This window comes from Micromonospora sp. CP22 (genome assembly GCF_009712475.1).
In the GTDB taxonomy this organism is placed as follows: Bacteria; Actinomycetota; Actinomycetes; order Mycobacteriales; family Micromonosporaceae; genus Micromonospora.
The window spans coordinates 474,491-488,573 of record NZ_VCJO01000004.1 but is presented as its reverse complement, the minus strand read 5'-3'; the positions used below and the strand labels follow the sequence as shown (position 1 = coordinate 488,573).

15 protein-coding genes are annotated in these 14,083 nt (G+C 70.6%); 6 read left to right on the top strand and 9 right to left on the bottom strand.

Annotated features, from left to right (window positions below; all coding sequences use genetic code 11):
• On the top strand, window positions 1-219 hold a 219-nt coding region (locus FF096_RS26605), incomplete at its 5' end, for a hypothetical protein (protein WP_230462447.1).
• Between the two features lie 149 nt (window positions 220-368).
• Here the strand turns inward: FF096_RS26605 and FF096_RS10745 are convergent.
• The 3 genes from FF096_RS10745 to FF096_RS10735 all read right to left on the bottom strand — a co-directional run bounded on the left by FF096_RS10745 (window position 369) and on the right by FF096_RS10735 (window position 3,533).
• Window positions 369-1,502, bottom strand: coding sequence for a hypothetical protein (locus FF096_RS10745; protein ID WP_230462445.1), 1,134 nt, complete (start codon window positions 1,500-1,502; stop codon window positions 369-371).
• A 95-nt stretch (window positions 1,503-1,597) separates the two neighbouring features.
• Window positions 1,598-2,476, bottom strand: a complete 879-nt coding sequence (locus FF096_RS10740) for an inositol monophosphatase family protein (RefSeq protein ID WP_196222507.1) — start codon at window positions 2,474-2,476, stop codon at window positions 1,598-1,600.
• A gap of 103 nt (window positions 2,477-2,579) precedes the next feature.
• On the bottom strand, window positions 2,580-3,533 hold the full coding sequence (locus FF096_RS10735) for a DMT family transporter (protein ID WP_155216799.1): 954 nt from the start codon (window positions 3,531-3,533) through the stop codon (window positions 2,580-2,582).
• A gap of 81 nt (window positions 3,534-3,614) precedes the next feature.
• Here FF096_RS10735 and FF096_RS10730 point away from each other — a divergent pair, with 81 nt between their 5' ends.
• The 4 genes from FF096_RS10730 to FF096_RS10715 all read left to right on the top strand — a co-directional run bounded on the left by FF096_RS10730 (window position 3,615) and on the right by FF096_RS10715 (window position 7,937).
• Window positions 3,615-4,547, top strand: a complete 933-nt coding sequence (locus FF096_RS10730) for a LysR family transcriptional regulator (protein WP_309223051.1) — start codon at window positions 3,615-3,617, stop codon at window positions 4,545-4,547.
• 59 nt (window positions 4,548-4,606) lie between these two features.
• Window positions 4,607-6,055, top strand: a complete 1,449-nt coding sequence (gene argG / locus FF096_RS10725) for an argininosuccinate synthase (protein ID WP_309223050.1) — start codon at window positions 4,607-4,609, stop codon at window positions 6,053-6,055.
• A 39-nt stretch (window positions 6,056-6,094) separates the two neighbouring features.
• On the top strand, window positions 6,095-6,442 hold the full coding sequence (locus FF096_RS10720; protein ID WP_155216794.1) for a hypothetical protein: 348 nt from the start codon (window positions 6,095-6,097) through the stop codon (window positions 6,440-6,442).
• A gap of 169 nt (window positions 6,443-6,611) precedes the next feature.
• Window positions 6,612-7,937 carry a S8 family peptidase gene (locus FF096_RS10715; RefSeq protein ID WP_309223049.1) on the top strand — a complete coding sequence of 442 codons (1,326 nt, stop codon included), beginning with the start codon at window positions 6,612-6,614 and terminating at the stop codon, window positions 7,935-7,937.
• 61 nt (window positions 7,938-7,998) lie between these two features.
• On the opposite strand, the gene FF096_RS10710 is transcribed toward FF096_RS10715, so the two are convergent.
• Genes FF096_RS10710 through FF096_RS10700 form a run of 3 tightly spaced genes read right to left on the bottom strand, consistent with a single transcriptional unit; the run spans window position 7,999 to window position 9,664 of the window.
• Window positions 7,999-8,988, bottom strand: a complete 990-nt coding sequence (locus tag FF096_RS10710; RefSeq protein ID WP_309223048.1) for an NAD(P)-dependent alcohol dehydrogenase — start codon at window positions 8,986-8,988, stop codon at window positions 7,999-8,001.
• Window positions 8,985-9,209, bottom strand: coding sequence for a helix-turn-helix transcriptional regulator (locus FF096_RS10705; protein WP_375335320.1), 225 nt, complete (start codon window positions 9,207-9,209; stop codon window positions 8,985-8,987). Before FF096_RS10705 ends, FF096_RS10710 begins: the two co-directional genes overlap by 4 nt.
• On the bottom strand, window positions 9,203-9,664 hold the full coding sequence (locus FF096_RS10700) for a hypothetical protein (protein ID WP_230462443.1): 462 nt from the start codon (window positions 9,662-9,664) through the stop codon (window positions 9,203-9,205). The genes FF096_RS10705 and FF096_RS10700 overlap by 7 nt, the downstream gene beginning before the upstream one ends.
• A 26-nt stretch (window positions 9,665-9,690) precedes the next feature.
• Between FF096_RS10700 and bla the strand changes: the two genes are divergently transcribed.
• Window positions 9,691-10,653 (top strand): class A beta-lactamase, encoded by a 963-nt coding sequence (bla, locus tag FF096_RS10695; RefSeq protein ID WP_155216790.1) that lies wholly within the window; start codon window positions 9,691-9,693, stop codon window positions 10,651-10,653.
• A gap of 43 nt (window positions 10,654-10,696) precedes the next feature.
• Here the strand turns inward: bla and FF096_RS10690 are convergent, their stop codons facing one another.
• The 3 genes from FF096_RS10690 to FF096_RS10680 all read right to left on the bottom strand — a co-directional run bounded on the left by FF096_RS10690 (window position 10,697) and on the right by FF096_RS10680 (window position 14,011).
• The gene (locus FF096_RS10690) at window positions 10,697-11,782 is read right to left on the bottom strand and encodes a hypothetical protein (RefSeq protein WP_155216788.1); all 1,086 of its coding nucleotides are present in this window, start codon (window positions 11,780-11,782) and stop codon (window positions 10,697-10,699) included.
• Between the two features lie 85 nt (window positions 11,783-11,867).
• The gene (locus tag FF096_RS10685) at window positions 11,868-13,346 is read right to left on the bottom strand and encodes a glutamate-cysteine ligase family protein (RefSeq protein WP_155216786.1); all 1,479 of its coding nucleotides are present in this window, start codon (window positions 13,344-13,346) and stop codon (window positions 11,868-11,870) included.
• A 125-nt stretch (window positions 13,347-13,471) separates the two neighbouring features.
• Window positions 13,472-14,011, bottom strand: a complete 540-nt coding sequence (locus tag FF096_RS10680) for a hypothetical protein (protein ID WP_155216785.1) — start codon at window positions 14,009-14,011, stop codon at window positions 13,472-13,474.
• Between the last annotated feature and the right edge of the window lie 72 nt (window positions 14,012-14,083).

The following is a 14,083-nucleotide window of genomic DNA, read 5'->3' as shown; positions in this document are numbered from 1 at the left end:
CCCGTGGTCAACCGGCACACCGACAAGCCCGCCGCACCTTCAACCGGACCTGACCAACCTCATCTCAAACACGCACTAAGGCTCGAAAGCACCAGTCAGATAGAGATCAACCTATGGGTATGTGCTGCGCGGCTAATGCTCTACCTCAATGTCACCATTTACACGACGCATGATGAACGCAAGCATCCTCAAATCGAACGACCTCTTCCTGACCGATGACCCTATTGCGATGCATCGAATAGTGCAGGGCAGGCGCTTGGTGCAAAGCAGTCACAGTCGGCACGACCGGCCGCACTGATCTCGTCGGCTCGTACCCTGCTGACTGAGCCTGCCCGACGACGGCCCGAGCGTGACCAGGCCCGAGGATCTCAGCGGCCGGCGCGTTTCCAGGCGCGGTAGAACTCCTTGTAGAGGAAACGCTGCACCGGTGTGCCGGCGGCCGATACCTGTTTGCCGAGCGCGCGTGCCCCGATCCACATGCCGGCGACCTTGGGTACACCGGGCACCGACTCGGTCACCGAGGCCACCCCGTTCACCAACTCCTGTTCGACCGGCGAGAGTGCCACCCGGCGCAGACCGAGCCGTTCCAGAAGCTGTCGTTTCGCCCCGTTGATGTCGCGGGCGAGGCGAAGGTGGTCCTCGTCGGTGACGCAGCGAGCGACGGCGGCCCGCAGCTCGGCTGCCTTGTCCCGGTAGTCGGCGATCCGGGTGACGACCAGGTCGATCCAGTCGCGTTCACCGAGCCGGCCGGTCTCGTCCGCCTGCCAGAGGCGACCGCCGAGCAGCGGTAGCTCGAGTTCGAGGAGTTGTACGCGGTGGCTGTCGCTGTCGTCCGCCGCCGTGACGAGGGACTCGTGGATCCCCCGGATAGCCTTGATGACGTCGAGTACCACGGTCTCCGTCGCACCCTCGGTGGAGAGGTCGAAGGTCAGCAGGAAGTCACGCCGGACGGGATGGGCCTGGTAGGACCGGCTGGTGGCGTCCGCTCGCGCCTGGTACTTCAGCCCACGCGCGAGGGTGGCCGCGACGTAGACCTCCTCGCCTGGCGGTGCCATGGCTCTCAGCGAGCCACGTAGCACGATCGAGGCCGCTCGCGCCCAGGTGCCGAACGGATCGTCCTCCACGCCGTCGGAGGTGTTGATTCGATCCGCGTGATGACCGGCGATCCGGACGTTCGCCGCCTGGAAGGCACACCAGCCGTGAATACGCTTCGACAGCGAGTTTCGCGCGTGGGGAAGGGCGTCGTCGCAGGTGACAGCTTGCTCGATGAACTGGCCGAGGACCTGGTTTCCGCGCCAGCTCTGCAACTCGTGCAGCGCCGTCTCCTCGGCCTCGCGCACCCGGCCGATCTCATTGTCGGTAAGTTGCAGAGGGTGCAGCAGTCCCGCGTCGGTCAACGCCCGGAGGAGATACGGCCTGGCACCGAAGTCGGCGGCTGAAGGGTGGGCGAGTACCGGGTGCGCCACCCACACCCGTTCCATGAAGATCAAGGATTGGATCAACTCGACAAATGCTTGACGGGCGAACGGATCATCGGGCCGAGTCGAACGATTCTGCGCGACGACGAAATCTTCCGCGCTGATGATCGACGTGACGTCTACGAGGACTTCGGTGTTCCGGTGCGGGAGTCCCCGGCTAGCTCCACGAACCACTCGACGGCCTCCGGGCGACCCATCACGGTGCTGGCGAAAGTCGGCTCTGGTTGGGCAAGCGTTTCCATGGGCACCGGCAGATGCCGTTTCCCCTTCACATCTGTGGACATTAGACCGACGATCTCACCGAGGCACAAGCCTGCGAGGCCGTCCCAGACCTTCTGTCGAGGGCGGTAGAAGAGGTCGAAACGCGGTGCGTTCGTCGCGAAACCGGTGAGATTCAGGGCGGTACGCACCATGTCCAGCGTTTGTGACGTGGTCCGGGTCTTCAGGGCGTAACCGGCCTCGGTCATGGCGGTCTCGTGCGGCGGGGCTTCCGATCGGGCGCTGCGGGTCAAAGATGCGACACGAACGGGTCCGGTGTTGTATGCCGCTGGTCTGCCGTTGACCGTGATCGTGCCGTCGGCTCGGCTGCCGACCACCACGATGGGATTGCCGTCGTCGCCCAGCTCCGGCGCGACGATGAGCGCGGCGACCGGCTCCCGCCGCTCCAGCAGACAGACCACTGAGCAGAACTCGACGCTGCGCGGATTGACGAACTCGGCGGTGCCGTCGATCGGGTCGATCACCCAGATCCGCTCGGGTTCCTCGTCCTCACCGGGCCGCCACGCACCGCTGCCCGACTCCTCTGCCAGCACCCGTGCCTCGGGGTCCACCGCGCGGATCCTGGTGATGACCATGTCTTCGACCGCGAGGTCGGCCTCGGTGAGCAGGGTTCGGTCGGTTTTCTCCCGCACGTCCAACTCGGCTATCCGGGATCGGTACGCGGCAAGGATGTCCAACAGCTCATTCGTCAGGTCGGTCCACAACGGGTCAAGGTTCATCGACTCGACACTCCTCGCGACCGGCTCCGCACCGCCCTCGATCGATGTGGCCATCATTCCACGCACATGTTCATCGGCCGGGCAGCGGGCCAGCAGGGCGGTGTCAGCGACGTGTGGCGAAGACGACGCCGGTCAGGCAGAGCGCGCCGCCGAGCAGCGCCAGGGGTGCCGGTACCTCGCCGAGCAGCGTCCAGGACAGCAGGACGGTCACCGGCGGGACCAGGTAGGTGGCGGCGGTGGTACGGCCCGCCGTCCAGCGGGACAGCACGTAACCCCAGGTCAGGAAACCGATCGCGGTCGGGAACACGCCCAGGAACAGCACGCCCAGGGTGGCCGGCGGCTCAGCTGCGGCGAGTTCCGCCAGCAGGGTGGGGGTGAACGGCAGCAGGGCCACCGTCCCGGCCAGCGCGCCGAGCCAGGTCATCGTGGGCGCGTCCATCCGCGCCAGGAGACGCTTCTGGAGCAGTACGCCGAAGGCGTACAGCAGGGCGGAGAGCACCGCCAGCGCGACGCCGAGCTTGTCGGCGTGCCCGGTGAAGCCGCTGGCCGCGATCAGGGCGACCCCCACGAAGGCGACCGCCACCCCGACACCGAGCCGGCCGGTGAGCCGCTCGCCCAGCACGAGGACCGCGGCCACCGCGACGAGGATGGGCGCGACGGCCACCAGCAGGGCCGCCGTCCCGGCGTCGACGAGCCGCTCGGCGGCGTTGAGCGCCACGTTGTACCCGCCGAACCAGGCGACTCCCCAGAGTGCGACGAGCCCTAGTGTTCCGCGACCGGGTAGGGCGATCCGGCGGGGCGGTTGTGCGGTGACCGCGACGAAGACGGTCAGCGCGACCGACGCCGCCATCATGCGGCCCAGTGCCATGGCGCCGGGGGAGTAGTCGTGCCCGGCGAAGCGGATGCCCACGAACGCCGAGGCCCACAGCAGAACGGTGGTCCCGGCGGCGGCGACGATCGGCCAGGACCGGGGTCGCTCCTTGCGCGGCGTGGTGCCGGTCCCGCCATGGATGGTCGGGATCGGTGCGGCGGGTCCGGTCGTCGACGGGCTGCTCATGGGGCGATTCTCGGCCGCCCGAAGGTTCAGCACCAGCGAATGTTTCTTCACAACTGTTTAGTCGCGCTTTATTGTTGTGTCGTGCTCGACGTGCATCGCCTCCGGGTCTTCCGTTCCGTCGTGGCCTCCGGGTCGGTCCAGGCCGCCGCCGCCAACCTCGGCTACACGCCGTCGGCCGTCAGCCAGCACCTCACCGCGCTGCAACGCGAGACGGGTCTCACCCTCCTCGCCCGAGCGGGTCGGGGCCTGCGGCCCACGGCCGCCGGGCACGCCCTCGCCGCCGAGGCGGATCGGGTGCTCGCCCGGGTCGGCGCGGCCGAATCGCTCATCGCGGACCTGCGCACCGGTCGCACCGGGGCACTGTCCATCGCCTACTTCGCGTCGGTGGGCGCGGCCTGGATGCCGCAGGTGGTGCAGGCCATCCTCACCGAACTTCCCGGGGTGCGGCTCGACCTGCAACTGCGCGAACACATTCCCGACAGCCGGGAGGAGCGCGCCGACGTCCAGGTGGTCGTGGCGGGCGCCGATTTCGACCCCGGGTCGGGTTTCACCGCCCACCACCTTCTCGACGACCCGTACGTTGCCGTGGTGCCGGCCGGGCACCGCCTCGACGGCACGCTGGAGACGGATCTGGCCGACCTCGCCGACGAGCGGTGGGTCGACAACGACTTCGCCCGGGGCTGGTGCCGCGCCGCCCTCATCGAAGCCTGTACCGCCGCCGGGTTCAGCCCGGCCTTCCGGGTCGAGGCGCACGACTACCGGACGGCGCTGGCCTTCGTCGCCGCCGGCATCGGTCTCACGGTGTTGCCCGCGCTCGGCGCGGCGCAGCTGCCGGAGGGCGTGACCTGTGTCCGACTGCTCCGCCCGGCGCCGACCCGGTCGATCCACGTGGTGGTGCACGACGCGGTCGAGCACACCCCGGCGGTCCGGATGGCGGTCGCCGCGCTACAAGACGCCGCCCGCGCCGCCCGCGCCCCGGTCAGTCCCGCGTCTGCCGGATCGCCACCGGGCTGACGGCGGCGATCCGGGACTCCGGCTTGCATGGGTATGCGTGCTGGTGCATACTCTTCCTTGTGTCCAAGGTTCTGACCTCCCTGCCCATCGGTGAACGTGTCGGCATCGCCTTCTCCGGTGGCCTCGATACCTCCGTCGCGGTCGCGTGGATGCGCGACAAGGGCGCCATTCCATGCGCCTACACCGCCGACATCGGCCAGTACGACGAGCCCGACATCGCGTCGGTGCCCGATCGGGCGCTCCGCTACGGCGCCGAGGTCGCCCGGCTGGTCGACTGCCGTGCCGCCCTGGTGGAGGAGGGTCTGGCCGCGCTGACCTGCGGCGCCTTCCACATCCGCTCGGGCGGTCGGGCGTACTTCAACACCACGCCGCTGGGCCGGGCCGTCACCGGGACGCTGCTGGTCCGGGCGATGATCTCCGACGACGTGCAGATCTGGGGCGACGGCTCGACCTTCAAGGGCAACGACATCGAGCGGTTCTACCGCTACGGCCTGCTGGCCAACCCGCAGCTGCGCATCTACAAGCCGTGGCTCGACACCGACTTCGTCAATGACCTCGGTGGCCGCAAGGAGATGTCGGAGTGGCTGCAGGCGCGGGGCCTGCCGTACCGGGACAGCACCGAGAAGGCGTACTCCACCGACGCCAACATCTGGGGGGCCACCCACGAGGCGAAGACCCTCGAACACCTCGACACCGGCATCGAGACGGTCAACCCGATCATGGGTGTCCGGTTCTGGGATCCGGAGGTGGAGATCCCCACCGAGGACGTGTCGATCGGCTTCGACCAGGGTCGGCCGGTCACCATCAACGGCAAGGAGTTCGGCAGCGCCGTCGACCTGGTGCTGGAGGCCAACGCCATCGGTGGTCGGCACGGGCTGGGCATGTCCGACCAGATCGAGAACCGAATCATCGAGGCCAAGAGCCGGGGCATCTACGAGGCGCCCGGCATGGCGTTGCTGCACGCCGCGTACGAGCGGTTGGTCAACGCCATCCACAACGAGGACACCCTGGCCAACTACCACAACGAGGGCCGTCGGCTCGGTCGGCTGATGTACGAGGGCCGCTGGCTCGACCCGCAGGCGCTGATGTTGCGCGAGTCGCTGCAACGCTGGGTCGGCACGGCGGTGACCGGTGAGGTGACGCTGCGGCTGCGTCGGGGCGAGGACTACTCCATCCTGGACACCACCGGACCGGCCTTCAGCTACCACCCGGACAAGCTGTCGATGGAGCGTACGACCGACTCGGCCTTCGGCCCGGCCGACCGCATCGGTCAGCTCACCATGCGCAACCTGGACATCGCCGACTCGCGGGCCAAGCTGGAGCAGTACGCGCACCTGGGCATGGTCGGCGGTGCTCCGCAGCGGGTGGTCGGTGCCGCCCAGGCGGCCTCGACGGGACTGATCGGCGCGATGCCGGAGGGTGGTGCGGAGGCCATCGCCTCCCGGGGTGTGCCGTCGGCGGAGGACGAGGCGCTCGACCGTGCCGCCATGGAGTTCGGCGTGGACTGACCGGGGCGGTCCACGACGCCGACTAATACACTGACCGCCATGAGCGGGGACGCGGTCGGCCCGGGTGGGTCCGGACGGTTTGCCTCCTGGCTCGGGATCACCGCTGCCGTCGCGATCGCGGCGGCAGCGTGGGTGGGCTACTGGTGGCTGGCGGTGCCCCGCCACGACCTGTGTGCGGCGGTGCTGCCCGCTCCGGCCGGCTGCCGGGCGGCCGACCGGGTGCCCACCGCCACCACGTGGACGGTGGTGGTCGCCGTGATCGCGCTCGCCGCCGCCGGTCTGGCGGTGGTCCGTCCGCGGCGCCGCTGGTGGCCCTTTGCCGTTGCCCTGGTCACTCTCGCCGTGGTGGCGCTGTGCGGCCTGTGGTCGGTGCGCTACGCGACCTGACGGCCCGTGGTCGACGGCCGTGCAGCGGGTAGCATCGTCGTTGATCGATGGCCCCGTCGAGCTGCGGAACAACGGGGACCGCAACGGGGGTCGGTCGGAAGGGCGACACATGCGGTTACCGCAGGTCCATGCATTCCTGAGGGGCACTTCGCGTCGATCGGCCGCGACGGTGACGGCAACGGCGGTGGCGGTCGCGTCGCTGGCCGGCGTCGGCGCACCAGCGGCGGCGGCATCCGCCCCGATCATCGCAGCCGGCGCGCCGAGCGCCGTGCCGGGCAGCTACATCGTGGTGCTCAAGGACAGCGTCGTGCTCAAGGGCAGCGGCGTGCTGGCGCGCGACGGCCGGGTGCCGGCCGGGGCCATGTCCGCACCGGCCCGTCGTGCCGCCGCGGACGCGGTGGAGCGGACGGCGCGGTCCCTGGTCGACCGGCACGGCGGGACGGTTCGGCACCGCTACGCGGCGGCCCTGCGTGGCTTCAGCATCGAGGCCGACGAGGCGGCGGCCCGGCGGATCGCCGCCGAACCGTCGGTGGCCTTCGTCGAGCAGAACCGCCGGGTGCGGCTGGCCGACACCACACCGCTCGCCGCGCCACTCACCGCGCCACTCACCGCGCCGCTCACCGCGCCGCTCACCGCGCCGTTGGGTACGCAGCCGGACCCGCCGTCGTGGGGCCTCGACCGGGTCGATCAGCGTGACCTGCCGCTGGACGACTCGTTCAGTTATCCGCCCAGCGCCGGCCAGGGGGTGCACGCGTACGTCATCGACTCCGGCATCCGCCTCACCCACGAGGACTTCGGCGGACGGGCCGTCAGCGGCATCGACGTGATCGACGGTGGGTCCGCCGACGACTGCTACGGCCACGGCAGCCACGTCGCCGGCACGCTGGGCGGCGAGACGTACGGGGTGGCCAAGGAGGTCACCCTGGTCGCGGTGCGGGTGTGGGCGTGTGACGCCACCGGCGACATCGCCACCACCACCCAGGCCATCGACTGGGTCACCGCGAACGCGCAGCATCCCGCCGTGGCCAACATGAGCTTCGGCCGGCCCACCTCGGTCAGTCCCGGCGCCTACGAGGCCGCCACCATCGGTTTGATCAACTCGGGGGTGACCGTGGTCGCCTCCGCCGGCAACGACGCCGGTGACGCCTGCTCGAAGACACCGGCCTTCATCCCGGCGGTGCTGACCGTGGGGTCGACCTGGCCGGACGACGGTGCCGCCTGGCTGAGCAACCACGGCCCGTGCGTGGACCTGTTCGCCCCCGGGCAGAGCATCGTCTCGGCCGGTCACAGCAGTGACACCGCCGTGGCGACGATGACCGGTACGTCGATGGCCGCGCCGCACGTGGCCGGCGCCGCCGCGCTGATCCTCGCCGAGCACCCGACCTGGACCCCGGCCCAGGTGCACGCCCAGGTGCTGGCCGACGCGACCCCGGACGTGGTCGTCAACACCCGACCCGACACCACCGGGCGGATGCTGTACGTGCCCTCCTCCTGAGCCGAGCCCGGCGGTCCCGCCCGCTGTGTCGGGCTGGACCGCCCAGGTCCGGGTCGGTCACCTAACCGGGTGCGTCGACGGTGATGACGATCTTGCCGATGGGATGTCCGTCGGTGAAGTGGCGCAGCGCGTCGGCCGTCTCCGCGAGCGGGTAGCTGCGCTCGATCGGCGGGGTGAGCGCGCCCGACTCGATCAGGTCGCGCAGCGCTTCGAGGTCCTCGACGCGCTCGCGGGCGCTGACGGCGCGCAGCCGGTGGCCGACGACTGTCGACAGCAGGGGTGCGCCGAGCACCTGGCGGCCGTAGCCCCCGAGCACCGCGCCCCGGGTCCAGTCGCCGCCGACCAGTGCCAGGGTGCCGCGCGGGGCGAGCGCGCGTCGCAGCAGCGACAGCGGGCGGTTGCCGCCGGTGTCGATGACCACGTCGTAGACCGGGCCGTCCCGGTCGATCTCCTCACGGGTGTAGTCGAGCACCTCGTCGGCGCCGAGGGCGCGGACGGCGTCGATCGCCGTGGGATTGCAGACGCCGGTGACACTCGCCCCGTACGCCTTGGCGATCTGCACGGCCTGGGAGCCGACCCCACCGGCCGCGCCGATGACCAGCACCCGGTGACCGGGGCGCACCTGGCCGGTGTCGCGGACCGCGCGCAGCGCCGTCATTCCGGAGATCGGCACGGCGGCGGCCTGCGCGAAGGTCAGGTTCGTCGGCTTTGCGGCCAGCCGCCGTTCGTGGGTGGCGGTGAACTCGGCGTACGACCCGCGCAGGGAGGTGCCGTACACCTCGTCGCCGGGGCGCAAGCGGGTGACCCGGGCACCCACCTCGGTCACCACGCCCGCCACGTCCCGGCCGAGCACCGGCACCCGGGGGCGGCGCAGCCCGGCCGCGAGCCGCACCAGGTAGGGGCGTCCGGTCAGGAAGATCAACACTCCCGGGTCGACACCGGCGGCGCGTACCCGCACCAGCACCTCGTGGTCGCCGACGGTGGGGCGGTCGAGGTCGCGGAGCCGGATTGTGGACGGTGGACCGTAACGGTCGTACGCGATGGCCTTCACGATTCCTCCTCGGGGTACTGGAACACGTCGTCGAGTCGTACGCCGAGCACGTGGGCGATCCGGAAGGCCATCTCCAGTGAGGGGGAGTAGCGGCCCTGCTCGATGGCGATGACGGTCTGTCGGGTCACCCCGAGCCGTTCGGCCAACTCGGCCTGGGTCATCTCGTCGCGGGCGAAACGCAGCGCCCGGATGTTGTTGGTGACGCGCGTCGGCTTCACCACTGCGGCACGCCCTTGCGGTAGACGACGACCTTCGCCAGTGAGCCGACCACCGCCGACAGCACGAAGCAGAGGTAGATCACGTTGGCGATCCAGAACCAGTGCCACTGGGCCATCGCCATCACCATCGCCGACACCGCGCCGATCACCACGAACGCCTGCCCGACGTGGTCGCCGAGTCGCCCGATCTCCCGGTCGCGCACGTCGCTGACCCGCGAGGCGCGCGGGTTCACGACGCCCAGCACGATCTCGACGACGATGCTGGCGGCGATCGCGCCGCCGATCGTCCAGAGCAGCACACCGGCGTACGGCGTCGAGGTCAGCCGCCCGTCGTCGGCCCGGCTCAGGATCACGGCCACGTAGCCGGCGTAGGCGACCGCGCTGACCACGAGCGTGATCCAGGCCCGCTTCTCCTGGTGCGTCATCACCGGCTCCTCGATGTAAAGAATTATTGACATGCCCAGAGTAAAGTTTCTTAGACTCGATGTCTAGAAAGTTTTACATCCCTGCTCGGAGGAGGACCCCAACCGTGGCCCGTACCCGTCACAGCTGTGCCGTCGTGCTCGCCGCCGTACTGGCGCTCGGCCTACCCGCCGGCTGCTCGCCGGGCACCCCGACCACCACGACACCGACGGTCACCGAAGGGTGGTCGTCCGCCGCCCCGATCACCGTCGACTTCGCGCCGCTGGAACGCGAGTTCGACGCCCGCCTCGGCGTGTACGCCGTCGACACCGGCACCGGCCACACCGTCACGCACCGGGCCGACGAGCGCTTCGCGTACGCCTCGACCTTCAAGGCCCTCGCCGCCGCCGCGGTGCTCGCCGCGACTCCGACCGAGGAACTGGACCGGGTCGTCAGCTACTCCCGCGACGACCTGGTCACCTACTCGCCGATCACCGAGCGGCACGTGGACACCGGCCTGTCGCTGCGCGCCATCGCCGACGCGGCGGTGCGCTACAGCGACAACACCGCCGGGAACCTGCTGCTCGATCGACTCGGTGGGCCGGACGGCTTCAAGCAGGTGCTGCGTGACCTCGGCGACGAGGTCACCGAACCGGCGCGATGGGAGACCGACCTCAACGCGTACGTCCCGGGCGACGACCGCGACACCAGCACGCCCCGCGCCCTGGCCACCACGTTGCGGGCGTACGCGGTCGACGACGCCCTCTCCGCGCAGGACCGGGCCGTGCTGGTCGACTGGCTCAAGCGCAACACCACCGGAGACACGACGATCCGGGCCGGCACGCCGGACGGCTGGGAGGTGGGCGACAAGACCGGTACGGCCGCCCACGGGACACGCAACGACATCGCGGTCGTCTGGCCGCCGGAGCGGGCCCCGATCGTGCTGGCCGTGCTCTCCAGCCGGGACCGGCCCGACGCCGACAGCGACGACTCCCTGCTCGCCCGGGCCGCCGAACTCACCCTCGACGCGTTGCGCCGAGGCTGACCGCCGGCCACCGGGTCGACCGGTGGTCGGATCCGGATGCTCGTCAGCGGGCCGACGCGGTGGCGGGACCGGTCAGGTCGAAGTCTGCGGTGACCGGGGCGGGTCCGACCCGTACCGGCCGTGCCCCGGAGACCTCCGCCGCGTTCGGGAACCAGCGGCTCGGCGCGTACGCGCAGTCGCAGCGCAGCAGCACCCGCTGCCCCGGCAGTAGCCGCAGGGTGTAGTCGGAGCCCACGTCGACGGTCCCCACCACGTCGCCGGTGCCCGCGTGGAAGGCGATCACCTGGGAATAGTTCGGCATCTCGTCGACGGTGATGGTGCCGCTGACCACGGTGCCCGCGACCAGCTTCTGGTCGGCGGTGACGGTCGAGCCGGCCCGGACCCGCACCGGACGCGCCTGCCTGCGGTCGGCGACGCCACCGGACCACTGGCTGGCCAGCCCGTAGCCGGTGTAGTAGAGCGGCCAGTGGTACGGCCCGAGGCCGGTGAGCGTGTAGCGGCCGTCGTCGTCGGTCATCGGGCCGTGGTCGCCGTACTTCGGATGGGGGACGACCGGCAGCGGCAGCACGTATCCGGCGGAGACCGGGGTGCCGTCCGCCGCGCGGGTGACCCGACCGGTGACCGTGCCCGGCGGGTCGAACCGGACCGTCGGGGCGGTGACCGTCCGGCCCGGTCGCACCTGGACGGTCGCCGCATGCTCCCGCTGGCCGGTGCCGCCGTGGCGGCCGACCCACTGCACGCCGTGCCGCGCGGTGTCATAGGGGCGGGCCAGCAGGTGGTAACGGCCGGGCGGCACGTCGGTGGCGAGCACCTCGCCTCCGTCGACGTCGGTGCAGCTGAGGTGGCGACCGGCCTGCTCCTCGCCGAGCGCCACGACGGTGAGCCGGTCGCGTTCGGCCGGGACCAGCCACACGCAGCCACGGGCGACGGCTCCGGTGGCCGCGTCCCGCAGCGTGGTCCGTACCTGGCCGGGGGTGGTGGCCGACGGGTGCCGGTGGGCGGAGGAGGTGACAGTGAGGGGCGCGGCGTCGCGCTGAGTGGGACCGGGGCTCGCCGTGGCGGCCTGCGGCAGGCTCACGACCAGCAGGGCGACGGTGAGTGGGACGGCGTGACGTAGTGACCGCGACATCGGCGGGATCCTCTCCACCCGGCGGACGAAATGCCCTCACGGTAGTCGCCGTGCAGGTGTCGTCACGCTTTGTGTCGGGAGGTGGTCAGGGGATCGGCCAGTCGTGGACCGGCCGGTTGCTGTGCATCAGCTCCACGTAGTGCCGCACCACCTCGCGCAGGGCGTCCGGGCGGTCCAGTTGGTCGGCCGACTCCAACCGGTGCAGGGTCGCCACCTGCCAACTGGCCCCGTTACGGCCGGTCAGGCAGCGCTGTTCGATGATGCCGAGCAGCCGGTCCCGCTCGTCGGGCTCGACACCCCACCGGTCCAGACCGTGGTGGGCCAGGGGCAGCAGGCGGCGCAGCACCAACTCGGTCACCGGCAGGTAGCCCAGGCCGGGCCAGAAGACGTGGGCGTCGATGCCGTGCCGGGCGCAGGTGTTGAAGTTCTCCTCGGCGGCGCTGAACGACATCTGCGACCACAGTGGCCGGTCGGCCTCGGCGAGTGCCCGGACCAGCCCGAAGTAGAACGCGCCGTTGGCGACGGTGTCCAGCACCGTCGGCCCGGCCGGCAGGACCCGGTTCTCCACCCGCAGGTGCGGTCGGCCCCGCACCACGTCGTAGACCGGCCGGTTCCACCGGTAGATGGTGCCGTTGTGCAGCCGCAACTCGGCCAGGTGCGGCACTCCTCCGGCGGCGAGCGTCTCGGACGGGTCCTCCGGATCGCAGACCGGCAGCAACGCCGGGAAGAAGCGCACGTTCTCCTCGAACAGGTCGAACACGGAGGTGATCCAACGTTCGCCGAACCAGACCCGGGGGCGTACGCCCTGGGTCTTGATCTCCTCGGGGCGGGTGTCGGTGGCCTGCTGGAACAGCGGAACCCGGGTCTCGCGCCACAACTCACGGCCGAAGAACAGCGGCGAGTTCGCGCCGAGCGCCACCTGGACCCCGGCGATGGCCTGGGCGGCGTTCCAGTAGTCGGCGAACTGCCCGGGGCTGACCTGGAGGTGGAACTGGGTGCTGGTGCACGCCGCCTCCGGCGTGATCGTGTCGACGGTGATCGCCAGCCGCTCCACCCCGTTGACGGCGATCCGCAGGTCCTCTCCCCGGGCCGCGAAGATCTGCTCGTTGAGCAGCGCGTAGCGGGGGTTGGCCGACAGCGTGGCGGCGGTCAGGTGCTCCGGCCGCACCGTGGGCAGGATCCCGATCATCACCAGGTACGCGCCGACCGTACGGGCCTGCTGGTCGGCCGCGTTCAGGCTGGCGCGTACGTGCTCCTCGAACTCGGCGGTGCCGACACCGGTCAGCCGCCGTGGTGCGACATTGATCTCGATGTTGAACTGGCCCAGTTCCGTCTGGAAGCTCGGGTCGGCCACCGCGCGCAACACGTCGGCGTTGCGCATCGCCGGCATCGACTCGGCGTCGACCAGGTTCAGCTCGATCTCCAGCCCGGTCATCGGCCGGTCGACGTCGAACCGGGACTCGCGCAGCATCTCGGCGAAGACGTCGAGACAGCGGCGCACCTTGTCCCGATAGCGTGCCCGATCCTGGCGGCTGAAGGTCTGTACGCCGACTTCCTCGCCCATTGGTCACCACCCTGTCACCGCTGGTACCCGGAACGTCGCACGTCCATGCCACCCCGCGCGGGTCGACGCCCACCGTCGCGGTACCGGTCCCCGCGCGGTGTCGCAGCCCTCGCCGACGCCGCGGCTCAGCTCACCGCAGTGCAGGCGGCCACCGTGGCGATGACCAGCACGCCCAGCACCGCCTGGAGCAACAGCGGCGGCCCCAGGTGCGACCACATGGTGGCGGTACGCGGCCGGAGCAACTGCCCCGTGGTCAGGTTGACGATCCGTTCGATCTTCGGCGCCAGGTCGGGATCACCCTGGTCGCGCAGGGTCAGCTGGACGTGGTCGGCCGGATGCAGTGCGCTCTGCGGCAGGTGCCCGTGCAGCTCCACCTCGTAGAGGCGGCCGTCGGCATCCCGTAGGCGGACCGGGGTGACCAGGTATTCGGGGCCCTTCTTCAGCTCCTTGAAGCTGCGCCGACCGGTGCCGGAGCCCGCCGAGAGCACGGCGCGTACCAGCCGGGCGAGCAGGCCCGCCACCCCGGCAGCCGCCAGCACCAACACCAGCACCGGCTGCCCCACCCGCACCTCCCGGGGATAGCCGTCCATCAGACGCACGATCTGCGCGGTGAGGATCCGCCCGGTGGGGTGCAGGCTGCGCCGGGAGTACGATGTCGCGTCCATGTCACCACCCAGAGTCCACGTGTGCCTACAGATCGTATCGATCCTCGAGGTTGAACGACGTGAATGAAAACT

What these genes read in the sequence shown, in the direction of transcription:
- FF096_RS10740 (WP_196222507.1), bottom strand. Translation starts at nt 2,476, where the DNA reads ATGAACCTTGACCCGTTGTGGACCGACCTGACGAATGAGCTGTTGGAC.
- FF096_RS10735 (WP_155216799.1), bottom strand. Translation starts at nt 3,533, where the DNA reads ATGAGCAGCCCGTCGACGACCGGACCCGCCGCACCGATCCCGACCATC.
- FF096_RS10720 (WP_155216794.1), top strand. Translation starts at nt 6,095, where the DNA reads ATGAGCGGGGACGCGGTCGGCCCGGGTGGGTCCGGACGGTTTGCCTCC.
- FF096_RS10700 (WP_230462443.1), bottom strand. Translation starts at nt 9,664, where the DNA reads ATGTCAATAATTCTTTACATCGAGGAGCCGGTGATGACGCACCAGGAG.
- bla (WP_155216790.1), top strand. Translation starts at nt 9,691, where the DNA reads ATGTCTAGAAAGTTTTACATCCCTGCTCGGAGGAGGACCCCAACCGTG.
- FF096_RS10690 (WP_155216788.1), bottom strand. Translation starts at nt 11,782, where the DNA reads ATGTCGCGGTCACTACGTCACGCCGTCCCACTCACCGTCGCCCTGCTG.
- FF096_RS10685 (WP_155216786.1), bottom strand. Translation starts at nt 13,346, where the DNA reads ATGGGCGAGGAAGTCGGCGTACAGACCTTCAGCCGCCAGGATCGGGCA.
- FF096_RS10680 (WP_155216785.1), bottom strand. Translation starts at nt 14,011, where the DNA reads ATGGACGCGACATCGTACTCCCGGCGCAGCCTGCACCCCACCGGGCGG.